Raw genomic sequence first — 23,608 nt, 5'->3', positions numbered from 1 at the left:
ATGCCCGACTTTGGCAGTTTAGGCGGATTTCCATCGTTGCAAAAATTCAAAATCTGCAAGCATTTGTTTCAAAATAGCTCGCTTTGTAACCGGCCCCAGTCTCGCTAAGACGCGCCATTCGGTGAAGAGAAAGTTCGATCTTCTGCGGATGCAGCGCGCGCAGCGCTTCAGTGCGACGTCATGCGGCCGAAGATGGTTCGACAAGAGGGTCGATCCCGCAAGACCACAGTTCCTCTTGCTGAAACGGTGCGCGTGACCGCGTCACCGGCGAAGCTTGCTCTTCGCCTCATGGAGAATCCTGCGAGGAAAGTTACACTGCGTCAGTGTCAACAACAGAAGGTCCGGGAGCTGGGTATTCTCTCAATGCATCATGGGTTGCACAAAGGGCAGTGCTGAGGCGGCGCGCGCTGCAATCCATCTCTTCGAAGGCGCTCTTCCGTGTAATCGCATGCGGGACACCCTAATATCTCAGCAACGACCAACGCAGTGGGCGTCCCGCAGGCTTCGCAGAGCAAGCCGGCGCGAGATCCGGTTCGACCAAAGCCCGGCGCGCCGCAGGCCGGGCATTGCCGCGCCAAGCGCTGCGCCAGGCGTTCGGCCAATATGGCAAGACTCCTCATCCGCGTCGGGTTGAAGTGGGCGCGCATGTCCGTCTCCATGCGCGCCCGACCATCCGATGATACAGCAGCGGCTGCTTCAATGGCGCGCCTTAAGCTGTCGGAGTCGACAATGCCCTTAGCGAGAGCAGACGCCGCCTCACCTTCGTTCGGCCGCACGATCAGCCCATGGGTCGGAAAACCGATCCGTTGCAGAAACGCGTCGGACGCTTCCCCCGGCGAAATGACCCGATGATCATAATTCGTTTTCTCCGTGACTAAGCTTTCGGTGACAAAAATTCCGCTCTCGTCATCTACAAAAACCAGAAGCTCCATGCCTGCAGGAATATACGGAATGGCGGGATGCGGACCGAATGAACCTTCACTCGCAAGCCCAAGCGGCGCACCTGCGGCGCTCATACCCAGACGCGCTTTGCGCATGGCGACGTCGAGCATCGCGCCATTGCGCGGAATCTCTCCAGAGAACGTGCCAAATTGATCAGTATCTAATCCAGGCGTTGAAGTGACGATTAGACCGAGCGTAGACATGAGCGCGGGCGCAACGGCCTCTTCCTTGCGGTGCATCGTGGCGATCACAGCCGTTCGATTGCTCGCTTGGGCCATGCTAGTAAGCGCCGCTCGAGCGACCGCGAAGGGTCCAGGCGAGGGTAGCGTTCGCCTGAAACGGTATGATGCGAGTGTTGGCGACAACCATGGTTGAGGGCACTCTTCTGGGTGTCCGTTCGAGGACGATGGCGCCCGTGTTGAGGGGAAGACCGTAGAAGCGGGGGCCATGTTCAGCCGCGAAGGCTTCCAGTCTCTCCAGCGCGCCTTCCTCCTCGAAAACCGCCGCGTAGGTTTCCAACGCGACGGGAGCGTTGAAAATGCCGGCGCATCCGCAGTCGGATTCCTTGTTGCCGACCGCGTGCGGCGCCGAGTCCGTGCCTAAGAAAAACTTCGGATTGCCCGACGTCGCCGCGCGGCGCAGCGCCAGTCGATGCCGTTCCCGCTTGGCGACGGGAAGACAGTACAGATGCGGGCGGATACCGCCTTCGAACATCGCGTTTCGATTGATGACCAGGTGATGCGGCGTGATCGTCGCGCCGAGGTTCGGTCCGGCGGTCTCGACGAATGCGACGGCCTCCTCGGTCGTTATGTGCTCCAAAACAACTTTGAGCGCCGGGAACGCTGCGAGAAGTTTCGCGAGAACGCGCTCGATGAATACAGCCTCACGATCGAATACGTCGACGCGGTGGTCAACGACCTCACCGTGCACCAGCAACGGCATCCCAAGTCGCTGCATCACCTCGAGGACAGGATAGATGCGCTCGATATCGGTCACGCCTTGCGCGGCATTGGTGGTCGCGTGCGCCGGATAGAGTTTGGCCGCCGTGAAGACGCCAGATCCGAAGCCCCGCTCGATTTCGCCAGGTTCAATAGTGTCGGTGAGGTACGCGGTCATGAGCGGCGTGAACGCGAGACCCGGCGCGAGCGCCGCCTGAATGCGCGAGCGATAAGCCTCCGCAGCGGCAACCGTCGTCACCGGCGGAACGAGGTTTGGCATTACGATAGCCCTCGCAAATTGCCGGGCTGTTTCGTTGACCACTGTCCCCAGCATGGCGCCGTCACGCAGGTGCACGTGCCAATCGTCCGGCTGTCGGATGACCAATCTGGTCGCCGCGCCGGGCGTCGGAGTCTTGATCGTCACCGGGTCGCTAAAACGAGACATGACAGTTCCAAAGGACCTCGCCATCGCGATCGATCAAAGCAGCTTCACCACCTCCCCAATGGCGGGGGGCGTCACGGTTCGGTTCTCCTGATAGCGCAAGGCGATGACCTTGGACCGAGGAGCAAACTTGCCCTCTCGCCAATCGCTTCCCTCGTTCGGATGGATCAAGCGTCGGCGGACCAAGATCGAGGCTCCAATCCCCCTTCGCGTGAAAGAATAAGAAAGGACGGGTGGGGCGCCCGCCCTTTCTATTCGCGGCAATGGAGTTACGGGGGCAGGTAAAAATTCTCCATAAGCCGCTTTGGTCAAGCCTTCGGCGGTCCGTAATAGCCGGGCTTGGAATGGGTATCGTTCAGCAGCAGTTTCGCGCCTTCGACGACATGGGGCGCGAGGCCCGCGCCCCCCGTCTCGATCAGCGCCAGCAACTCGGCGCGCATCCTCGGATCCCAATAGGTCCGCAGATGATTCCTGATGCCTTCCGCGCGCCTTTCGGGCGGATAGGGCGCGAAGAAATCGCCGATCTGATTGGCCATGAGAACGATGCGGTCGAGCGCCATGACAGGAGTGTCGGCGCCCTGCGAAGGCGACTGCGTCATGCGCATTCCGCCGGCTCCAGTTCCTCGATGCGCGGCTTTTCCGCCTCGTGCGAGCTGTCCGCGGCGGGGCCGTTGGTGCGCACGACGTCGACCGCCGTGACCTTGTATTCGGGACAGTTCGTCGCCCAGTCGGAGAGGTCCGAGGTGACGGCGTTGGCCTTCGACTTCGCGTGGTGGAACGTTGTGTAGACGACGCCCGGGTTCACCCGCTCGGAAATCTTCGTGCGCAGCTCGATCTCTCCGAAACGGCTCGACAACTTCACCCAGTCGCCGTCGCTCACGCCGCGTGACATCGCGTCCTGCTCGTTGATCTCGAGCACGTCTTCGGGATGCCACATGGAGTTCGGCGTGCGCCGCGTCTGCGTGCCGACATTGTATTGTGAGAGAATGCGGCCCGTTGTCAGCAGCAGCGGATATTTATCGTTGGTGCGCTCCGCTGTCGGCACATATTCGGTGAGCATGAAGGCGCCAAGCCCGTTGGCGCGCGGAAACTTCCCGATGTGGAGCACTTCAGTGCCCTCGGGCGCGTCCTCGTTGCAGGGCCATTGCGCCGAGCCGACGCGGTCGATCAGCGCGAAACTTATGCCGCGATAGTTGGGCGACAGCCGCGCAATCTCGTCGAGAACCTCGCCGGGATTGTTGTAGGTGACGTTGTAGCCCATGGCGTTCATGAGCTTTACCGTGATCTCCCAGTCCTGAAGGCCGGCCAGCGGCTCGATCACCTTGCGCACGCGCGAGACGCGGCGCTCGGCGTTGGTGAATGTGCCGTCCTTCTCCAGCGACGAGGAGCCGGGGAAGAAAATATGGGCGTATTTCGACGTCTCATTGAGGAAGAGATCATGGAGCACGACGCACTCCATGTTCTTCATCGCGGCGATGACGTGGTGCTGGTTCGGATCGCTCTGCACCGGATCCTCGCCCATGATGTACATGCCCTTGAAGGACCCCGCGACGGCGGCGTCGAGCATGTTGGGCAGGCGCAGGCCGGGCTCGGCGTCGAGCGTCACGCCCCATTCCGCTTCAAAGCTCGAGCGGGTGGCGTAATCCGTCACGAAGCGATAGCCGCTGAACACATGCGGCCAGCTGCCGAGACAGCTTCCCCCCTGCACATTGCCCTGACCCCGTAGCGGATTGACGCCCACGCCCTCGCGTCCCAGCATGCCGCAGGAGAGGCCGAGATTGCCAAGGCACATCACGCCCGTCGAGCCCTGCGAATGTTCGGTGACGCCAAGGCCATAATAGATGGCGCTGTTGGGGCCGCCGGCATACATCCGCGCCGCCTTGCGGATGTCCGCCGGATCGACGCCGGCGAGCGGCCCGATGACTTCCGGCGCATATTTGTCGGAGCCGACAAGCGCCTTCCAGTTCTCGAACTCGTTCACCTCGCAGCGAGCGCGCACGAATTCTTCATTGTAGAGCTGCTCGCGCACGACGACATGCGCGATGCTGTCGAGGATCGCGACATTGGTGCCGGGCCGGATCGCAAGGTGGACGTCGGCCTTGCAATGGGCGGATTCCACGGTCTCGGTCTTTCGCGGGTCGATGACGATGAGCTTCGCGCCCTGGCGGATGCGCCGCTTCATCAGCGAGCCGAAGACTGGATGGCCCTCAGTCGGATTGACGCCGACAACCATGATGACGTCGGCCTGAAGGATAGAATCGAAGTGCTGGCTGGCCGCGCCCGCGCCGATCGTGTTGGTCAGGCCGAACTGCGTCGGCGAGTGGCAGATGCGGGCGCAGTTGTCGATATTGTTGTTGCCGAGCACCGCGCGCGCGAATTTCTGGACGAGAAAGATTTCCTCATTCGTGCAGCGCGAGCTGGAGACCGCGCCCACCGACTTAACGCCGTATTTGGTCTGGATGCGCCTGAATTCGCTCGCCGCGTAGTCAAACGCCTCCTGCCAGCTCACGGGCTTCCACGGGTCCTCGATCGAGGCGCGGATCAGCGGCATGCGGACGCGGTCCGGCGCAATGTAATAGTCGTAGGCGAAGCGGCCTTTAATGCAGCTGTGGCCATGGTTCGCCTTGCCTTCTTTCCAGGGCGTCATGCGCACGATCTTGCCGGCGCGCGTCTCGGCCTTGAAGCCGCAGCCGACGCCGCAATAGGCGCAGGTCGTGACGACCGATTTCTCAGGCTTCAGCGGGTTCGGCATGTCTGTACTCTCCCTCGAAGAGGCTCTTCTCGACCAGCGCATGGCTCGGGCAGGCCTGCACGCAGGCGCCGCAACTCACGCATTCCGATTCGAAGAACGGCTGATCCTGGCTTGCGACGACTTTGGATTCGAAGCTTCTGCCGGCGATCGTGAGCGCGAAGGTCCCCTGCACCTCTGCGCAGGCGCGCACGCATCGGCTGCAGACGATGCACTTGGCGGGATCGAACAGGAAGTAAGGGTTGGAGGCGTCGACGGGCGCGTCGAAGTGATTGGCGCCGCCCTTGCCGTATGGATGGGATGCGACGCCTTCGGCCTTCAGCGTTTCGTGGAGTTCGCTCCACCCCTCCACCATCTCGCTTTCGGGGAAGTCGGAAAGGTAAAGCTCCAGAACGCCCTTGCGCAGGCGTTGCAGCGTTTCGGTCTGGGTCTTGACCTTCATGCCCTCGACGACCGGCGTCGTGCAGCTAGCCGGGAACCCGCCGCGGCCTTCGATCTCTACGAGACAGACGCGACAGCTGCCAAAGGGCTCGAGCATGTCGGTGGCGCAGAGCTTCGGGACTGCGCGGCCCGCTTTCGCGGCGGCAAGCATGATTGAACTGCCGGCCGGAACCGTGACGGTCACGTCGTCGATATCAAGCGTTACGGGCGATCCATCACGTGGTGGGGTGCCAAAATCGATCTCGTCTTTCAGTCCGCGCAGTTCAGACCACATTCGCTGCCTCGCCAATCTAAAGCTGCCTTTTCTTGTTCCTTCAAGAGGTCACGACCCACTCAAGAGTGGGTTTTCCTTCCCTCGCACAGTTGCTCGATCTGCGACGACCTCAACGTCGCAACATGATGCAACCAGCTGGCATGGTCGCAGAGCTCAGCGCCTTTGGTGCTTCCGGCGGCGCCAGGAGCATGGCGTCAGGGTCCCAAGCCCTGCGACGTCGCGATCGGGATCGGGTCGGCGAGGCAAAACTGCCATCGCCGAAAATATGCCAACGGCGCTATATTTAGTCGAACGCGAACATCTCTCAATTTCAATTTGTCGAATAGCTCGTTCTATTATGGCAAAACGCCAGCGAGCACGGGATTTCGCCGAAAAATTATGGACTTTCTGGCGACTCGGGCTGGACTAACGGGGGAGACATGACGTTCGCCAGAAGCAAGCGAAGCGGCCAATGGCGCAGTATGGACAGAGCATCATAGCGGCGTAGCGTAGGCGTAGCCAGAGCCGCCTCAGATACGGAAATTTTACGGAAAACCCCTCCCGGAACGCCGGTGAATTTCGGTTAACGCAGCGCCTATCCTTCCGACGCTCGCCGGTCTTCGCGCTGTGGGCGTCCGGGGTGCGCACATATGGTGCTTGGACCCCGGACCATTGCATTTTGTCATTGCAAACGGTGGCGCTTTCTCATTCCGGGCTCTGATCGGGATTGTCAGCTTGAGAGCTTAGCGCCGCGCGCGGATCGTCGTGCAAGACGACGTTTAGTAAGGAACTGTGGACGGTAAAATGTCCATTATATTCGATGAACCCCAATCTCCGAAATTTATTCAAAAAGAAACTGACGCGCGATCGCGTTGTGCCAATCATGTCGGCGAGCGTTTCCTGAGTGATCGACGCCAATATCGGCTGCGGACTGCCTTCCTGGCCAAAATTAGCGAGGAGCAAAAGGAGACGCGCGAGTCGTTTCTCGCTTGAATTAAAGAGCTGGTCTATGAGATCGGCTTCGATACGAATGTTGCGTGCGAGCAAATATGTCATGAAAAGCGCCGAGAAATCGGGATTGTCATGCAAAAGACGGATGACCGTCGCCTTTTCCACGCGCGATAATGTGCAGTCGGTGATCGCCGTCAGTGTCGAGATGCGCAGCTTCTGACCGGCGAGACATCCCTCCCCGAAGAAATCGCTTGCGCCAAGGATGGCCACTACAGCTTCCTTGCCTTGCGTGGAGAGAGTCGTGACTTTGACTTTGCCTTCCTGAATAAAGAATAGCGCATCCGCAGGATCGCCCTGAGAGAAAATGACTTGGCCCTTATTCCAGTTTGAGGTGCTTCTTCCGGCGCCGGCGATGGCGAGAAACGCCTTTGGGTCGAAGACCGATTTGGAAACATTCGACATTCAACATGCTCGGCTAGAGTTCTTCGATTATTTATAGCGCTATTTCTAGTCTCTCTTTTTTATCATTGCAGAGCTGTTTTGCACAGACTCTGGCCCTGCGGCTGCTAACTTTGCCTTCGCCCGAGAAACGCTCGCGCTGGTTGAAGCGGACCTCCGGAAATTCCCGCTTCTTTTCGGACAACAGCTTCAACCAAAGCGTTTCCTTGCGGCCCGACGCCTGGTCCGAACTTCCTCCCCCCAAGGGCCAGGCGTCGCAACCAAATGAACACTGGTCGTTGGCTATGGAGATTCGCGCTGCCGCCAAACATCATGGCAAAGGCGACCGTGCAAAAGGTTCGCAGCATTCTGAAATGGCGCATTCACACTCTGAGAAGGCACATGGCATATTCAAGGAAACGAGAAGCAGAATGAAACGCTTCGTTCTCGTTGATAGGAAAAGAAGTCGAATCTGCTGTGATACGGCGGCAGTGGGTTGGCATGCGCCGATCTGGACAACGATTGCGGCCCATCTTGAAAATGTGCCGGTCCTATCTGCCTCAGCCGCACGTCTTGTAGACCAAAGTCTACGCAAGGCCGCTGAGGATTACATCTTCACCCCTTTTGCGGCGGACCAAGATTCAGAGGGCTATCTGGTTTTTATTTGTAGCCGCGAAGAAGCTTTTAATCCGCCGATGGCGTCTGAATCGCTCAGTTCTGATGAGGCGGTTACATCAGTCACAACAAGCTGGAAATATGTCGGTTACGTGCGCTGCGCTCACTGAATTTGACGCGCGATGCGGGGCATCGGCGTTATGTCCAGAGCGCCAGCCGAGCGAGTCTGACGCCGTTCACATAGATGGGCCGGAGGCGTCGGCATAAAGCGTCGCGAGCTGCGTCACGTCATCGATGCGCAGCGCGCGGCCGTCGCAATGCTCAATGCCCGCGGCATCAAAATGTCGCCGCAGCATTTTCACTTTTTCAGCTGGCGCCAAAACTTGCCGCAGACTCGGCCATCCGCCGATCGGTCAAATGTCGAGCCAGGATGAGAGCGCCGCCGGCAGTTCGCGGCGCCAGATCGCCAGATGATCTCTGAACGACGGATCATCCGTAACACGCTGGGTTGCTCTCCCTCGATGCGACAGCTTCGCTCATCTCAGGCCAGCCGCCTTCAAAATGGCGTCGGCGTCCGCCAGCCATACAGCGTCGTCTTCCTTGAGGCGCAAAAGAACCCGCCGCAGCGCGAGAGCTCCGTCAGGCGCGCCGACGACAAAGGGGTGAATTCCGATGACCACAGTCGTGGCGCCTCGCGCGGGGTTGGCGCGCGCCTCAATGACCAGTTCCGATACATAGTCCAACCAGAGCGTCTCGATCTCGCGGGTCGTCTTCATCCGCGCCAGATATTGCCCCATGTCGACGGTAACGGTCGGATAGGGCAGCAGGATGAGCGAACCTTCCGGCGTCTTCAAACGTGAGATGACATCCGAATCCATCTGGTCGAGCGTGTAGGCGACGCCTTCGGCGGCCATCGCCCGCATCGTGTCGCGATTGGCGTAGACGCTCGGACTCGACCAGCCCGTCGGCCTGACGCCGGTCGCTTCGGCGATGAGATCTAATGTGCGGCGAATGTAGGCCTTCTGCGCGCCGATGCCACTCCGGAGCGGCAACATGCGGCTTGTGTTGTTCATGCCATGCGCGATGATCGGCGCGTTCGGCAGCATCGTACGGAACTCCTTCCAGACCGATGGATGCTTGCCGAAAAACTCCGCATTCACCACGATGGTGAGCGGCACATTCAGTTCTTGGAATAGCCGGCCGACGCGGACAACGCCCCAGTCGATCGCGTATTGACGGAACGCCTCGTTCACGAGGTCAGGCTTGCGCGACGCAAGATCCGGGCGGAAGATCGGACCTTGGCCGAAGCCGAACTGCTCTACGAAGAACGCAAAGCTGACAGCGACCTTTTTGCCAGCCGGCCAGGCGGCGGTGTGGATCGCTTCGCGCTCGTAACCCGCGACGCGATCAACTCGATCTTGGGCGCCGCTCTCGAGGGGAAGCAGAGCGGCGAAAAGGAGCGCAACTCCGACGATAAGGCCAAACTCGGGAGCCTTTCGCGCCGTGATCCAGTTTACAGGATTCGAATTCAAGGAAGATCGCTCAAGCTCTTGGCGCCGGGCCCGGGCGTGATCAGCGTCGGCCATTGACGTGAGCCGAACGGCACTTGCGGCGGCAGGACCACATTCATCTTGCGCTTCGCGTCTTCGTCGATGATCGCTTGCCGGGCGTCTCCGCCCATCAATTCAAAATCCATAAGATGGTAATCGCCGAAGAATGCGGCGCCCACCGATCGGTCGGCGATGATCCGCGTCAGCGACTCCAGCATATCGTCGGGCGTCGTGGTGAAGGATATCGTCTCGATCAGCATCAAGCGATCATTGATGGCCTCAGGGCCGAAGAACTGCGCGAGCACGCTAAACAGGACATTGTTCTGGCGGGCGACATAGATCGTATTGCTGGCCGCATAGGTTTTGTCCCAGTCGGCGCCAAGCATCTCTTTCCAACCGCCGATGACATCCATCCAATGCGCGACCTGGGTCTGCGCCGCCCAAGCGATATTTTTCTTCAGCAGCGGCGACTGCTTCTTGGCGAATTTTTGCAGGCCTTCCGCTGAGATCGCGTTGTTCTTCAGGCACTCGTCCATGAAGGCGATGTTGTTTTGCAGAATGCTTCGATTGTTCGTTCGCCAGTCTTTTTGCATGCCGCTCGCGTCAAGCGTGTCGAGCGCGGATTGCATGCGGCTCCTATACGCCGCCAAGGCGCCGCGCCATGTCGTGTCCTTGGGACTGTTCAGATACGGAACGACGACTTCGGCCAACGCCATGGTGCTGTGGCCAACCGATTTCAGCAACTGATAGACGATCGGCGCCTGCGGCGCCTCAATCGGCGCCATGCCGGGTCGATAAAGGATAAATCGCCCGCCGGCGCCGGAAAAGAGTCCCAGAATAATTGGATGCTTCGCGAGGATGTTTTTCTTGAAGATCTGCGCGGCGTCGCCATACAGCTGGAACATCGACGTATTCAGCTGCAGCAGATTTTTGTTGGCGATTTCGGCTGGGCTGGCGGTCTCGGCGCCGACAAGTCCTGTGAAGTAGCTTGGCAATTCCGTCGCGCACGCGGGCGAAGCCGATAATCCAAAAACGACAACCGACGACAGCAGCGTGCGAAGACGGCTTGTCGTGAGCGTGGTGGGCATCATGAGACTCTCCAGTGAGATGGGGACAGCATAGGCGCGGCGTGGACGGGCGACTGTGTCGACGATAGATGCGGGGGCGTCGTGCGATCGCCGCCGGAAGGCGCACAGGGTTCGCTTATCCTCCGCTATTTCGGGCACACTGCCCCGGTGTTGATCCAGGCTTCGACGAGCGCCCCCGCCTCCTTCTGCGTTCCCGGCGCGGGTTGGCGGCCAAATCCGGGCGACCAAGCCCAGCCTACGAGCGTGTCGTCGCCAATGTGGCGCGCGAGCGCGTCCAGCGAACGGCCGCCATTGCGCGCCTGATCCTTGATCTGCGCACAGATCTCACCGAGCGTTTTGCCTTCCCAGCCCATCTCTCGCGGCGCGAGACGCCATTCGTGGTGACCGGGAACGCGGCCGGGATCAAAATTGGCGTCCTGATGGCAGATCGGACAGCGCATCGCCGTGAGGCCTCGGCCATCCGGTCCCCGCTCGACCGGCGGCTGGTGAACGCGGCCCAGTTCACCCTGATGCGGGCGATCGCCGGCGGGATGGCAATTGACGCAGCGGGGGTTGGTCAGGACTTTGCCGAGTTCGGTAAACAAGGCCGCGGACCGCGTCGCTGCGTCGCCGATGCCGGCAAATGTTTCTGGCGTTGCGAGCGTCGCCGATCGGCTGTCGCATGTCACGCATGTCGTCAGTCCCACGACCGCTGCGAGAACCGCAAATTTCATCTTCGGCTCCCCTCCCGCGCCACACTCATGCGAACTTTTGCTACGTCAGATATCGTCCCGGATCTGCGAGAACGACGTCGCGCACAGCCTCGTGATATTTGAAGTAGCCCGTGCAGCGGCACAGATGTCCGTCAAACGCGTCCGCGATCGTTTTCTCGAGATCGTCGCGCGCCACCGGCGTCTTCGCCAGACGCTCAAGCAGAACCTGTCCCTCGTTCAAGAAGCCGGCTGTGCAATAGCCGCATTGGAACGCGAAATGGTCGATGAAGGATCTTTGCAGCGCAGTGAGCTCGCCGTTCGTCGCATGCCCTTCGACGGTGCGAATGGATTTCCCGTTGAAGCTCGTCGCCGGAACGATGCAGGTTGGACTGGTGTGGCTCGTCCCGTCCGGATCGTCGATGATCACCGCGCAACTGAGGCACTGCCCGGCGCCGCAGCCAAATTTGGTGCCGGTGAGCCCAAGGCGCTCGCGCAAAAAATCATTCATGGTCAGTTCGTCGCGCACCTTCACCGGGCCGTAAGCGCGCCCATTGATCCTCATGCGCACAGTCGTCACGTGAGCGCTCCCTTGAGCATTTGTTGAGTCACCGGCAAGGCGTGGAAGCGACGCCCCGTCGCGTCGAAGATCGCGTTCAACAACGCCGGAACAATGGGAATCATGACGACCTCAGCCATGCCCTTTGGCGGATCGTTCGGCAGCGGGGGCAATATTTCGATCTCGAGCGCCTGCAAAGGCAAGTCCGACCCGCGCGCAATCAGATATTGCCCGAGATTCCATTGCCCATTGCCGGGCCCGTCTTCATAGAGCGGCAGCGATTCGAGCAGCGCGTAGCCGACGCCCATCGCGAAACCGCCCTGCGCCTGGCCAAGCACGATTTCGGGCGTCAGCGCTCGACCACATTCGAGGACAGTATATGCCCGGTCGATGCGCAAGGCGCCGGTGTCGCGTTCGATCTCGACACGAACCAGCGCGCCGCACAGCGATGTGTAGGAGGTCCCGATCCGGTTGAACACGGTGGGCGGGTATTTGACGTCGGCGCGATCTAAGCGAACGAATTTTCCTGAGCCTTTTCGCACCGCCAGCGCATCAATTTCCGCCGTCCACCCTTGTCCGTCGATCCCAAACGTCGCTTTCGACCATGACCAGCGCGAGAAGCTGTGCGCCATCGCCGCTGTCACGCCTTTGCGCGCATGGGCCCTTGCAGCGATCTCCGATAGCGGCAAAGGTCTCAACGCCGGCATCACGAGGCGCCCCTGCTCCCAACGCGCCGCGTCCAATTTCGTGGCTCTCGGATCGGTTGGCGCGAGTCCCCAAAGTTCGAGCGCCGCGGGCCACAAGCCGAACCGGAAGATGACGCGGGCGGCTTCGGACGCCGAATGAGTCCCGACGTGCGCGCCAATCGAGGAGCTGGTTGGCGAACTGATCGCCGGAACCCAGCGCGGATCGCGTTGCGCGGCGTCCTGCGTCGCCTGGTCCATCGTGTAAGGGTCGCCGGAGGTGACGAGCCCGAGCGCGGCGAAACGGTCGACTTCCGCGACGGCAACTTCGTCGGCCACGGCGCCGAGATGGGCCGCGACTCGGTTCGCAAGGGCGGTCCCTATGCCGTTCCCCATCTCGACGTGATCGCAGCGGATCGAGATCCGACCCTTTGGGTCGACCTCAACTGACGACAAAGAAGTGTCGGCGCCACTGCCGTAATCCTTGGTGACGCAAGCCACGCCCGTGCCGACAACGCTCCCTGGGCGCCGACCACGCGCTTTCTCTTCGGCGCGCTGTCGCCAGATCGCATGCTTTTCCAGTCTGTCGAGAATCTCGGGCGTGCGAACCACGACGTCATACGTGTTTCCCGCCATCGTCCGACCGCCGGTCTTCAGCGCGTTGCGTCGGCGAAATTCGATCGGATCAATCGCCAGCGTCGACGCCGCCTCGTCAATCAACACTTCCAGCGCCGTCATCGTCTGCAGCGTGCCATAGCCGCGCATCGACCCGGCCGTCACGCCGCGTGAATGCAGCGCGACTGTGGTGACGTCGACTTTTGGCACATCGTAGATGCCGATCGCGGCGTTGGCGGAAACCGCCGCCACGCTCGCCGAATAATTGGCGAGGCCGCCGCCATTCAGCACATGGTCAGCGGCGAAGGCGGAGATTTTGCCTGTCGCTCGATCGACGCCGATGCGTGTGCGCATCTTGAACGCATGCCGCTTAATTCCCCCCTGGAACTGCTGATAACGATCTTGGGAGAGCCGCACGGGGCGACCGGGAAGGAACATCGCCGCCAGCGCAACGTAAAGCGGGAATGGCGTGTGGTCGCGTCCCCCAAATCCGCCGCCCATATAAGCGAAATGCGCGTTGATATGCGCCGGCTTGAAGTTGGCGCGGGCGTTGCCCAGCAGAGTTGCGACGGAGGTTGCGGCGTCGTACGGCGACTGCACGCCGAGAACGAGTTCGAGGTTTTTGCGCTCAGCATCATACCAGGCGAGACCGCATTCGGGCTCGAGAAACATTGGATCAACGGATTGGGTCTCGAATTCGCGGTCGAGAACGAGAAGATTTGGAGTGTCGGCCTCAAGTTCCGCGCGGATCTGTTCGCCGTAGCTCGCCGCATTGGCGTAGGCGGCCCCTGTCGGCACGGGGAGCCGCGCCCATATTGGGCCGCCCCCCTCTTGAAAGAACCCTGGACTGACCCAGCCATCCTTGACCGGCGAGTAAACGTCGGGCGCGTCAGGCGTCGCGCCGGCGACGCGCGTGAATCGAAACGCGCCGTAGTCGCGCTCGACGACGGGACCCGTTTCGGCGCCGAATTTCAGGAGCGTTTCATTGCGTAAGGCAAGCCGCGCCTGATCGAAATTGTCGAAGCTTTCATAGATCAACAGAGCCGCCGGCTGACCAAGATACAAGGGCGTCTTGCCGACGGGGCAGAACAGGTCGCCGGAATAAAATTTAGGAACGCGAGCGCCGATGCGCGCGAGATCAGCTGCGGTCACGATCACGGAGGGTTTCAAAGCGCCGCTCAAGCGCGCGAAATCGACGCCCTCGTAGATGTGCGTGGCGTTCGCCGTCCGAATGAGCATGGCGTGCGCGGTATGCGTCGGCCATCCCGGGAGATCCGCGGCGCGGAAATCGGACGCGTATAGCTTCGCCCCTGTGACTTTGGCGACCCCATCAATCCGGCCTGCGCCCGTGGCCGCCGGATTCCAGCGTTGTCTTCCAGGCAGCGTCTCACGCGCTTCAAACCCGCGTTCCTTCGCTAGCGCGAGACGCGACAGGCTGAGCGCAATGCCGCTCGCGGTGACCAGCTTGGCGAACTCGCGTCGAGAAGCATTCACGCTCCGACCTCTTGGTTCCAGCTCGGCGACCGCCAACGGCGATGCTTTCATTCGCACGGGCATAGATCGCCAGCAAGCCCGGCTCTCCGCGCCTTGGTCTCTACAGGCGCTGATCCCAGGAGATCAATCCGACCAAATTGACGATGCAGTCGCCGTAAGTGCTTCGCGCGATGGGTTCGCATCGACTGCGACAGCTTTATCGCCGTCGTCGACCGCACCGAAGGGATCGCCGCCGTAACGAAGTCGCGGCCGACGAGCCTCGCGCCCGCTACGCCGCGGCGCGCAGTTGCGCGACCCGCACCGGCACCGGCGGATGCGAGAAATAGAAGGTGGCGTAGAGGGGATCGGGCGTCAGCGTTGCGAGGTTGTCGCGCGTCAGCCGGGTCAAAGCCGAGATCATCGGCTCCTTGCCGACAATATCGCGGGCGAAGGCGTCGGCTTCGAACTCCGCCCGGCGCGACCGCCACGCGAGCAAGGGCGACAGGACATGCGAGATCGGCTCTCGCGCAAGCAGCAGCGCGACGAGCACCACGCCGGGGTCGTTCGGCAGGCCGAACCAGCCGGCGAAGACATCCGAAGCGAAGGCCCACCACAGCACCGCGAAACCGACGAAGGCGATCGCGGCCGCCAGCGCCAGCATCTGCCGCACATGGCCGAATTTGAAATGGCCGAGTTCATGCGCGAGAATCGATTCGATCTCGTCCGGCGAATGTTTCTCGAGCAGCGTGTCGAAAAAGACGATGCGCTTGGCCTTGCCGAAGCCGCTGAAATAAGCGTTGCCATGCGTGGAGCGCGTTGAGGCGTCCATCACATAGAGGCCTTTCGACTCAAAGCCGCATCTGGCGAGCAGCGCCTCCATGCGCCACTTCATGGCGCCGTCCTCAAGCGGCGAAAACTTATTGAAGAGCGGCGCGATGACGGTCGGATAGATCACTGTCATCGCAATCGCGATAGCGATAAAGACGACATAGGCGATGAGCCACCATGTGTCGGGGGCGGCGCTCAGAAGCCAGAACATGCCAAAGAGCAAGGGCGTCGAAATGGCGAGTTCCAGCGCGCCGGACTTTGCTTGGTCGACGAGAAACTTTTGCGGCGTCAGCCGATTGAATCCGAACCTGTCTTCGAGCCAGAAGGCGCGCGCTGCGGCGAAAGGCATGTCGATCAAGCTGCCGATCACGCCGAAGACGAGAACGAAAAGAACGCTGCGAACGAGGCCCGGTTCGACGAAGGCGGCGATCGCCGCATAAAGCGGCGCGAGCCCCAGCGCCAACCACGCGATAGAAATCGCGGCGTCGAAAATCGTTTCGGCGACTGAAAATTTTGTTTTTGCGATCGTATATTCGGCGGCGCGGCGATGATCGTCGAGCGTGACTTCCTGCGCGAAATCCGGCGGCACCTGATCGCGATGGGCGTCGACCGTCGCCGTCTGCCGCATGCGCAGATACACGCCAAGTCCGGCGGAGGCGGCGATCGCCAGACAAATCACGACGCCCATTGCGCTCATTCTTCTCTCCCGCAAACTTTCATGCGGCAATATAGGAAAGTCCGCCCGGCTTTGCGAGAGCGCCGCCTTATGTCGCCGCCGAGCTGGACCGCTGTGCGCTTGCGCTCTCCTCGCTAAAGCTGATCTCGCCTTTAGTGCAGACGACGTCTTTCTCTTGACCGTTGCAGTGTGAACCCAAAGCCTGGACACCGCTATGTTGCGACACGACGGTTTGCAGGGGGCGATCTACCAATGAAGAACGCTGGTCGATTCTGCTCGATGTCTATAATTTGGCAATGACGCCTGCGACTCTTCTTAAGGTTGAGAACGCCATCCAGCGGAGGCGCGAAACGGAGTTCGCCATATTGAGACTGTCGTTCGCCATCGCGACCATCGCCGCTCTTCAAGGAGCGGCCGGCGTGTCTCTCGCCGCCGCCGCGGCCCATGCCGACGCGAGTCCTTTTCTCGCCACGGCAAGCCAATTTCTAATGATCCACGCCGCCGCCGGCGTCGGACTCGCGGCGCTTATCCGCACGACGCCGCGAGCAAAGGCGAAATGGCTCGCCGCTATCGCGCTGGCGCTCCAGGCGGGAGTCACGCTGTTCGCGAGCGACCTTGCGGCGCGGGTCTTTTTATCGGGAAGACTGTTTCCTCTCGCCGCGCCGATCGGCGGCGGGCTGACGATCCTGAGCTGGTGCGCTCTGGCCGTCTGGGCGGCGTTCGCCATGTTCGCAGCAAATTCGCTGCAAAAGCCGCCCGAAAGCTAGACAACTGCGGCATTCCGCCCCACCATTTATTCATGTCGGTTTCCAGCTCCGGCCTTTCGTCTTCGGCCGCTCCGAGAGATGACTCCCAGCGCACGAGCGATCCTTTGCTCGGGCGACGGCTGCTGATTGTCGAAGACGATCCCTATATCGCGCTGGCGCTGGAAGAGACGCTCGCGGAATTCGGCTTAGTTATCGCGGGGATGGCGCGCAGCGTCGACGAAGCGGTGCGGCTGTCCCGCGAGGATGGAGTCGATCTGGCTTTGCTCGACGTCAATATCGGCCACGAAAGGATTGATCCGGTCGCCGACGCGCTCGCCGCCCGCGGCTGCCCCTTCATTTTCACGACGGGATGCGGGCGCGCAGGACTGCCCGAGGCGCATCTTGAGCACGCCATGGTCGAAAAACCATTCTACGTCGAGGAGATCCTGACCGCGCTCCGCAGCGAACTGTCGCGCGCCGAAGCGCGCTAGGCTCGGCCTTTCGCCACTATATCGCCGCCCTTAGCCGCGACAAGCGACGTCCGAAGACTTTGCTTCAGGAGCACGGCTGCTGCCCTCCGCCATAACCGACAAGGCTTCCGCATCGTTGAAAGCGCGCCGCCCTTCAGGCGCTGCGCTTCGGCTATTGGCGACGGCCTTGGCGGCGGGGGCAACCCTGGCGGCGATCGCCGCCGTTGTTGCACCGTGGCTGTTCTCGCCCGGCGCTCTCATGGACGCCGTCGCCGACCAGCTCCAAGGCTCTTCGGGGCTCTATGTCGCCGCGCGCGGCCGAACGAGCTTCTCGCTTTTTCCGCGTCCGAGCATCGCCGTCGAAGGCGTCGCTTTCGCCGACCGGAATGGCGCGCTGCTTATCGAGTCGAGCGAACTTCGCGGCGACGTCGACGTTCTGCCGCTGATCGCAGGGCGCCTCAAAGTCGCCTCGGTGAAGCTCGTCCGGCCGCGCGCCCGCATCGATCTTGATAAAAAGCCGGCCGGCGTGGCCGGCGCAGCCGCCCGAGCGGCCGCCGCAAAGCCGGCGACGCTGGAAGCTGCGGCGGCCGATAATGTGCGGTTTGGGGTGGTGTCGATCGTCGACGGCGACGCTCGGATCACCTACCGCAGCCGCGTCTATGCGCTGGAGCGAATCAACGCGAATTTTGAATGGCGCCGCATCGGCGAGGCGGCGGCGCTGACGGGCGCGTTCGATTTGAACGGCGAACGGCTCGAGGCGATCTTATGGGTCGCGCGTCCAGGAGCGCTGTTGCGTGGAGAACCGTCCGTCGTGACGGGCCGGCTTGACGGCGAGAGTCTTCGTGTTGAAGCGCAAGGCGTGGGACAACTCGGCGCCAACGCCCGCTTTGAGGGGCGCGCGGCGGCCAGCGCGCCTTCGGCGCAACAGGCGCTGCAGCTCTTTGGCGTCGCCGCGCCCCTGCCCGGCCCCTTCACCGACGCGCAATTCTCCGCGCAAGCGACGCTCGCGCCCGGAGAGGCGCACTTCAAGGGCGCACGTCTATTTGTCGACGGAAACGAATTTCGCGGCGATATCGACCTTCAGAAGGAGGATGGCCGCCCGACGCTGACGGCGGCGCTCCAAAGCGAGTTCCTCTCCCTGCGGCCGTTTCTCGCCGACGCGCCGCCGCTTGTCGCCGCGAACGGACAGTGGAGCAAGCAGCCGTTCGATCTCCCGGACCTCTCCGGCGCCGACGTCGATCTGCATCTCGCCGTCGGCCACGCCAGACTTGGCCGGCTGAAGGTCGAAGACGCCGCCATCGAAGTCACGTTGCGCGATGGCGCCGCGGAGTTCGCGATAACGCAGGCGCACGCCTATCGCGGCGGACTCAAGTTTCGGGTTTCCATCGCGCCTTCGCCCGACGGGCTGTCGCTGCGCGCCAATGCGCAAATGACGGCGGTCGAAGCGGGCCCGCTGCTCTGGGACGCTTATGGAAAACCTGTTCTGGCGGGATCGCTTAATGCGACTCTCGCGGTGGACGGCGTCGGCGACCGGATGGCGACGCTGATGCAGAGCCTGAACGGGCGCGCCAACCTCGCTCTTATCGACGGGGAGATCTCCGGCGTCGATCTCGAAAAAGCGCTCCGCCGATTGGAGACGCGGCCTCTATCGAGCGCCGTCGACATCCGCTCGGGCCGCTCGACGCTCGACGCCGCGAGCGCGGCCGTAAAGATAGAGAACGGCGTCGCGGACATCTCCGAGGGCGCCGCGCGCGGACCCGGCTTTACGCTTGCCTTCGGCGGCTCGGCGCGCCTCCCGGAGCGCAGTCTCGCGGTCAGAGCCGTTGCGCGAGAAGCCGACAGCGCAGGACAGACCGCCGACTCTGCGCCAGGCATCGCGCTCGAACTCGCCGGCCCCTGGGACGAATTGGCGTTGGGGCTGGACGCGCAGGCCTTCATCCGTCGCTCAGACGCGGCCGCTCCGCTGCTGCCGCGACTAGACCCGCCGCCCCGGAAGGAACCGGCGGGGCGATGAGGCGAGAAGGTTACACGTCCTCCAGCTGCGTCTCGTGCAGCAGCCTCGTCAGTTCGTCAGGGATATCGAGATAGCGGAAGCGGCGAAGCTCAAAACCAACCTCAACGACGCCCCAGGGCGGCGCATAGGTCCGCCAGGGCGAAACTTCCCCAAGAATGACAACGTGACCGCCATCTATGCCGCGGGCGATCCGCGCAACCGTGTAAATTCCGCCACGGGCCAAGCCCTCGCAATGGCCATAGGGGCCCGCAGTCGCGTCTACGCAAACTACCTCGGCGCCGGGAGGCGTTTCAGGACTAATCATCTGGCGACCTCGTTCTGCGGCGCGATGAACGCGCGCTCCTAAATTAATTATGGAGCGCGCGTCGGCCGACGAAAGAGCCGACGCGCCGCGGAGCGATCACCAGACTTTCAAAAAGCCCAAAAAGCCTCTCTTCAGCTTCTTGCGGTCGAGAGCGCTGAGTTCGTCATAGACGCGGCGCGCCGACGCCCGCAATTCCAGAAGCCTGTCATCTGAGACGTCGAAATCAAGCACGGCGGATTTCAATTCGCGGCGCGCCTGGTCCAGCCGCGCCTGCGCATCCGCAATCAACGCATTCAGCATCGTTACCCTCTTCGATGTGATGTCGCCCCAACTATACCGCAACTGCGAAGAAAACGAACCCAAATGCAGCGCGTATTGACCGCGCGGCCCGCTTCTTCTGCGCTATCGTTAAGTGCGCGCCTTCAAAATATGGCGCCGATTTCTCGTGTGAGAAAGGCGAGGCCTCGGAGGGAATCGAACCCCCGTACAAGGATTTGCAGTCCTCTGCGTAGCCACTCCGCCACGAGGCCTTAGCACGGCGTGCGCCGCGTGCGACCGCTCATACAGGAGGGCGTCATGGCGAGCAAGCCAGCTCGCGCTTCCGCGCATCAATAGGGACGGCCGTCCTTGTGCGTCATGATCCAGCGGCCGTCCGGGCCGAGCGCCGCAGCGAGGTCGTCGTCGGGATAGGTCGCCGCGTCGCCTGCCGACCGGTCGCCAATTTCCAGATAGACGACGTCGCGATCGGTTCTGTTGACGAGGCAGTGGGCTGCGCCCAGCGCGGGGAAGCCCGCGCACATGCCGGCGCGCAGGAGGATCTCCTCATCGTCGCGCAGCAGCGTCGGCTCTCCCTCGAGGATAAAGACGAATTCGTCCTGCCGGCTGTGGCGATGCTTCAGCGCGGACTGCGCGCCGGGGGCAAGCGTCGTCAGATTGACGCCAAAATTGGTCAGGCCAAAAAAGTCGCCAAGCGACCGTTTCTCGCGGCCACGAACCCGCGCCGCGAATGGGTCGGGGTAGCTCGAGCGCTTGGCCCGAGGGGCGACATCCGCCGCCACGACTGCGGCCGACAGGCGCCTGATCGGCTTTTCCATGGCGCAGCTTTCCTTCCGGCCCCTGGACTGGCCAATTTGACAGGGGGCGCCCATTTTGACCATCTTCCGCCGCTCGCCAAGCCGGCGCGCCTCCTGGAATGATCACGAAATGAATGTCGTCATCGTCGAATCAGCGGCCAAAGCGCAGACGATCAACAAATATTTAGGCAAGAATTTCAACGTGTTGGCCTGCTACGGCCATGTTCGCGATCTTCCCGCCAAGGACGGATCGGTCGACCCCGACCAGGATTTTCTCATGGTCTGGGAAATGGACGCCAAGGGCGCGAAGCGCGTCGCCGCCATCGCCGAGGCGGTGAAGGGCGCCGACAAAGTCATCCTGGCGACCGACCCGGACCGCGAGGGAGAGGCCATCTCCTGGCACTTGCTCGACATTTTGAACAAGAAGCGCGTGCTCAAGGATAAGAAGATCGAGCGCGTCGTCTTCAATGCGGTCACCAAGGCGGCGATTCAAGAGGCGATGGCGCATCCGCGCGAGATCGATCAGGCGCTGGTCGACGCCTATCTCGCCCGCCGCGCGCTCGACTATCTCGTGGGCTTCACCCTGTCGCCGGTGCTGTGGCGCAAACTGCCCGGCGCCCGTTCGGCCGGCCGCGTGCAATCTGTCGCGCTTCGCCTAGTCTGCGACCGCGAGCTCGAAATCGAGAAATTCGTCGCACGCGAATATTGGTCGCTCGTCGCCCATCTGACGACCAAGGCGGGCGAACCCTTCACGGCGCGCCTCGTCGGCGCCGACGGCAAGAAGATTTCGCGGCTCGACATCGGCGCGGGTCAGGAGGCCGAGGACTTCAAGAAGGCGCTAGAGACCGCCGCGTTCGTGGTGCGCTCGGTCGAAGCGAAACCGGTGAAGCGCCACCCTTACGCGCCCTTCACGACCTCCACCCTGCAGCAGGAGGCCTCGCGAAAGCTCGGCCTCGCGCCGGCGATCACGATGCGCATCGCCCAGCGGCTCTATGAAGGCGTCGACATCGGCGGCGAGACGGCGGGTCTCATTACTTATATGCGAACCGACGGCGTCGACATGGCGCCCGAGGCGGTGGCCAGCGTGCGCCGCGTGATCGGACGGGAATATGGCGAGCGTTTCGTTCCCAAGGTTCCGCGCAAATATACGACAAAGGCCAAGAACGCGCAGGAAGCCCACGAGGCCATCCGCCCGACCGACCCGGCGCGATTGCCCAAGGATGTGGCCAAATATCTCGAACCCGAGCAGGCCAAGCTCTATGAGCTGATCTGGACGCGCACCATCGCCAGCCAGATGGAGTCGGCCGAGATGGAGCGCACCACCGTCGACATCGACGCCAAAGCCGGCGCCCGCGCGCTCGAGCTGCGCGCGACAGGTCAGGTCGTTCGTTTCCCGGGCTTCCTTGAACTCTATCAGGAAGGCCGCGATGACGGAGAGGACGAGGACGGCGGTCGCCTGCCGGCGATGGCGCAGGGTGAGCCCTGCGCGCGCGAAAAAATCGACGCCACCCAGCATTTCACCGAGCCGCCGCCGCGCTTCACGGAAGCGACGCTGGTCAAGCGCATGGAGGAGCTCGGCATCGGGCGCCCTTCGACCTACGCCTCGACGCTCGCCGTGCTGCGCGACCGCGACTATGTGCGGATCGATAAGAAGCGCCTCGTGCCCGAGGACAAGGGACGCCTCGTCGTCGCCTTCCTCGAAAGCTTCTTCTCGCGCTACGTCGAGTTCGACTTCACCGCCGACCTAGAAGAAAAGCTCGATCTCGTCTCCAATAATGAGATCGACTGGAAGCAGGTGCTGCGGGACTTCTGGAAAGATTTCTCGGCGGCCGTCGACGGCACCAAGGATCTGCGCGTCAGCGAGGTGCTCGACAGCCTCAACGAGCTGCTGGGTCCGCATGTCTTCCCCTCAAAGGAGGACGGAGGCGATCCGCGGCTCTGCCCCGCCTGCAACAGCGGTCAGCTCTCGCTCAAGATCGGCAAGTTCGGCGCCTTCGTCGGCTGCTCTAACTATCCCGAGTGCCGCTACACGCGAACCCTGTCGCCGCCGACGGGCGACGCCGCCGACGCGGCGAGACCGGGCGTGAAGGTCCTGGGCGTCAATCCCGAGACCGGCGCGGAAGTCACCCTGCGGGATGGCCGTTTCGGCGCCTATGTGCAGGAAGGCGAGCAGGAGGAAGGCGGCGAAAAGCCCAAACGCGCGTCGCTCCCCAAGAGCATCAGGCCTGACGATCTGACGCTGATGCAGGCCATCGCCCTGCTCGCGCTGCCGCGCGAAGTCGCGAAACATCCGACGAGCGGCGATCCGATCGTCGCCGGCATCGGGCGCTTCGGGCCCTATGTCCAGCATGGCAAGACCTACGCCAATATCGGCCGCGACGACGACGTGCTGAGCATTGGCGCCAACCGCGCCATCGATCTCATCGTGCAGAAGGAGTCGGGCGGCGGAGGCTCCCGTTTCTCGCGCGGCCCGGCGGAGCCGGCGCGCGTGCTGGGCGATCACCCCCAGGGCGGATCGGTGACCGTCAACGCTGGCCGTTTCGGTCCTTATGTGAACTGGGGCAAGATCAATGCGACGATCCCGCGCGCCATCGATCAGGCGTCGCTGACGCTCGAACAGGCGCTCGAGCTTCTCGCCGAGAAGGCCGCCGGCGGCGGCGCGACGGGCGGCGGGGGACGCTTGCTGGGCGAGCATCCCGAGGGCGGCAAGGTCACGGTGCGCCCCGGCCGCTTCGGCGCATACGTTAACTGGGGCAAGATCAACGCGACGCTGTCCAAGGGCGCTTCGGCCGACGACGTGACGCTCGAAGAGGCCCTGCAACTGATCGAAGCCAAGGGCGGCGCGCCGAAGAAATCGGCGAAAAAAGCGCCGGCCAAGAAAGCGGCCGGTAAGAAGGCGCCGACCAACGCCAAGAAGAAAATCGAAGACAGCGACGAGGCGCCCTTCGATGAATCCCAGCCCGTAAAGGTCGCCGGGACGGTCGCAAAGAAAGCTGCAGCCAAGAAGGCGCCCGCGAAAAAGCTGGCGACGAAAAAAGCCGCGGCGAAATAAGAACGCTCTCTCGAATTTC

General features: G+C 62.3%; 19 protein-coding genes, 1 tRNA gene and 1 pseudogene. 5 read left to right on the top strand and 16 right to left on the bottom strand.

What is annotated here, in order from left to right; all coding sequences use genetic code 11:
* Nucleotides 1–368: 368 nt before the first annotated feature.
* From EHO51_RS03580 to EHO51_RS03555, 6 genes and pseudogenes are all read right to left on the bottom strand, one after another.
* The gene (locus EHO51_RS03580; protein WP_124737734.1) at nucleotides 369–1,220 is read right to left on the bottom strand and encodes a DUF6671 family protein; all 852 of its coding nucleotides are present in this window, start codon (nucleotides 1,218–1,220) and stop codon (nucleotides 369–371) included.
* A gap of 1 nt (nucleotide 1,221) precedes the next feature.
* The gene (gene pyrC / locus EHO51_RS03575; protein WP_124737733.1) at nucleotides 1,222–2,325 is read right to left on the bottom strand and encodes a dihydroorotase; all 1,104 of its coding nucleotides are present in this window, start codon (nucleotides 2,323–2,325) and stop codon (nucleotides 1,222–1,224) included.
* A gap of 33 nt (nucleotides 2,326–2,358) precedes the next feature.
* Nucleotides 2,359–2,508, bottom strand: a complete 150-nt coding sequence (locus EHO51_RS20450) for a hypothetical protein (RefSeq protein WP_164479338.1) — start codon at nucleotides 2,506–2,508, stop codon at nucleotides 2,359–2,361.
* 122 nt (nucleotides 2,509–2,630) lie between these two features.
* The gene (locus EHO51_RS03570) at nucleotides 2,631–2,921 is read right to left on the bottom strand and encodes a formate dehydrogenase subunit delta (protein WP_245434727.1); all 291 of its coding nucleotides are present in this window, start codon (nucleotides 2,919–2,921) and stop codon (nucleotides 2,631–2,633) included.
* Nucleotides 2,918–5,786 (bottom strand): annotated as a pseudogene (gene fdhF / locus EHO51_RS03565) (formate dehydrogenase subunit alpha). Before fdhF ends, EHO51_RS03570 begins: the two are co-directional and overlap by 4 nt.
* Nucleotides 5,787–6,470: 684 nt before the next feature.
* Nucleotides 6,471–7,178, bottom strand: a complete 708-nt coding sequence (locus EHO51_RS03555; protein WP_124737730.1) for a Crp/Fnr family transcriptional regulator — start codon at nucleotides 7,176–7,178, stop codon at nucleotides 6,471–6,473.
* Nucleotides 7,179–7,318: 140 nt separating this feature from the next.
* Here EHO51_RS03555 and EHO51_RS03550 point away from each other — a divergent pair, with 140 nt between their 5' ends.
* Complete coding sequence (locus EHO51_RS03550; protein WP_124737729.1) at nucleotides 7,319–7,939, top strand: hypothetical protein; 621 nt, start codon at nucleotides 7,319–7,321, stop codon at nucleotides 7,937–7,939.
* 366 nt (nucleotides 7,940–8,305) lie between these two features.
* On the opposite strand, the gene EHO51_RS03545 is transcribed toward EHO51_RS03550, so the two are convergent.
* The 6 genes from EHO51_RS03545 to EHO51_RS03520 all read right to left on the bottom strand — a co-directional run bounded on the left by EHO51_RS03545 (nucleotide 8,306) and on the right by EHO51_RS03520 (nucleotide 15,951).
* Nucleotides 8,306–9,301, bottom strand: coding sequence for a polysaccharide deacetylase (locus EHO51_RS03545; protein WP_124737728.1), 996 nt, complete (start codon nucleotides 9,299–9,301; stop codon nucleotides 8,306–8,308).
* Nucleotides 9,298–10,410, bottom strand: coding sequence for a hypothetical protein (locus EHO51_RS03540; protein ID WP_124737727.1), 1,113 nt, complete (start codon nucleotides 10,408–10,410; stop codon nucleotides 9,298–9,300). The genes EHO51_RS03545 and EHO51_RS03540 overlap by 4 nt, the downstream gene beginning before the upstream one ends.
* 122 nt (nucleotides 10,411–10,532) lie before the next feature.
* Nucleotides 10,533–11,120 (bottom strand): Isoquinoline 1-oxidoreductase subunit, encoded by a 588-nt coding sequence (locus tag EHO51_RS03535; protein WP_124737726.1) that lies wholly within the window; start codon nucleotides 11,118–11,120, stop codon nucleotides 10,533–10,535.
* 40 nt (nucleotides 11,121–11,160) lie between these two features.
* Entirely contained in the window at nucleotides 11,161–11,661 is a 501-nt protein-coding gene (locus EHO51_RS03530) for a (2Fe-2S)-binding protein (protein WP_432431924.1), read from the bottom strand.
* 11 nt (nucleotides 11,662–11,672) lie between these two features.
* Nucleotides 11,673–14,498 carry a xanthine dehydrogenase family protein molybdopterin-binding subunit gene (locus tag EHO51_RS03525; protein ID WP_205788996.1) on the bottom strand — a complete coding sequence of 942 codons (2,826 nt, stop codon included), beginning with the start codon at nucleotides 14,496–14,498 and terminating at the stop codon, nucleotides 11,673–11,675.
* Nucleotides 14,499–14,715: 217 nt separating this feature from the next.
* Entirely contained in the window at nucleotides 14,716–15,951 is a 1,236-nt protein-coding gene (locus tag EHO51_RS03520) for a M48 family metallopeptidase (RefSeq protein WP_124737723.1), read from the bottom strand.
* Between the two features lie 344 nt (nucleotides 15,952–16,295).
* Between EHO51_RS03520 and EHO51_RS03515 the strand changes: the two genes are divergently transcribed.
* From EHO51_RS03515 to EHO51_RS03505, 3 genes are all read left to right on the top strand, one after another.
* A complete protein-coding gene (locus EHO51_RS03515) occupies nucleotides 16,296–16,697 on the top strand; it encodes a DUF423 domain-containing protein (protein ID WP_124737722.1) in 402 nt (133 codons plus the stop codon).
* Nucleotides 16,698–16,729: 32 nt separating this feature from the next.
* Nucleotides 16,730–17,167: a response regulator gene (locus EHO51_RS03510; protein WP_026222846.1), complete on the top strand. Its 438-nt coding sequence runs from the start codon at nucleotides 16,730–16,732 to the stop codon at nucleotides 17,165–17,167.
* 166 nt (nucleotides 17,168–17,333) lie between these two features.
* Nucleotides 17,334–19,160 (top strand): AsmA family protein, encoded by a 1,827-nt coding sequence (locus EHO51_RS03505; protein WP_245434726.1) that lies wholly within the window; start codon nucleotides 17,334–17,336, stop codon nucleotides 19,158–19,160.
* Between the two features lie 10 nt (nucleotides 19,161–19,170).
* On the opposite strand, the gene EHO51_RS03500 is transcribed toward EHO51_RS03505, so the two are convergent.
* The 4 genes from EHO51_RS03500 to EHO51_RS03485 all read right to left on the bottom strand — a co-directional run bounded on the left by EHO51_RS03500 (nucleotide 19,171) and on the right by EHO51_RS03485 (nucleotide 20,558).
* Nucleotides 19,171–19,464, bottom strand: a complete 294-nt coding sequence (locus EHO51_RS03500; protein WP_245434725.1) for a hypothetical protein — start codon at nucleotides 19,462–19,464, stop codon at nucleotides 19,171–19,173.
* A gap of 96 nt (nucleotides 19,465–19,560) precedes the next feature.
* Nucleotides 19,561–19,764: a hypothetical protein gene (locus tag EHO51_RS03495; protein WP_018407613.1), complete on the bottom strand. Its 204-nt coding sequence runs from the start codon at nucleotides 19,762–19,764 to the stop codon at nucleotides 19,561–19,563.
* Between the two features lie 159 nt (nucleotides 19,765–19,923).
* Nucleotides 19,924–19,994: transfer RNA gene (locus EHO51_RS03490), tRNA-Cys, on the bottom strand.
* 78 nt (nucleotides 19,995–20,072) lie between these two features.
* Nucleotides 20,073–20,558 carry a cupin domain-containing protein gene (locus EHO51_RS03485; RefSeq protein ID WP_124737721.1) on the bottom strand — a complete coding sequence of 162 codons (486 nt, stop codon included), beginning with the start codon at nucleotides 20,556–20,558 and terminating at the stop codon, nucleotides 20,073–20,075.
* A gap of 109 nt (nucleotides 20,559–20,667) precedes the next feature.
* Here EHO51_RS03485 and topA point away from each other — a divergent pair, with 109 nt between their 5' ends.
* Nucleotides 20,668–23,589, top strand: a complete 2,922-nt coding sequence (gene topA / locus EHO51_RS03480; RefSeq protein WP_124737720.1) for a type I DNA topoisomerase — start codon at nucleotides 20,668–20,670, stop codon at nucleotides 23,587–23,589.
* Nucleotides 23,590–23,608: the final 19 nt, after the last annotated feature.

This window comes from Methylocystis rosea (assembly GCF_003855495.1).
In the GTDB taxonomy this organism is placed as follows: Bacteria; Pseudomonadota; Alphaproteobacteria; order Rhizobiales; family Beijerinckiaceae; genus Methylocystis; species Methylocystis rosea_A.
Note: the sequence above shows the minus strand (reverse complement) of the source record. Positions and strands in the feature narration are given on the sequence as shown.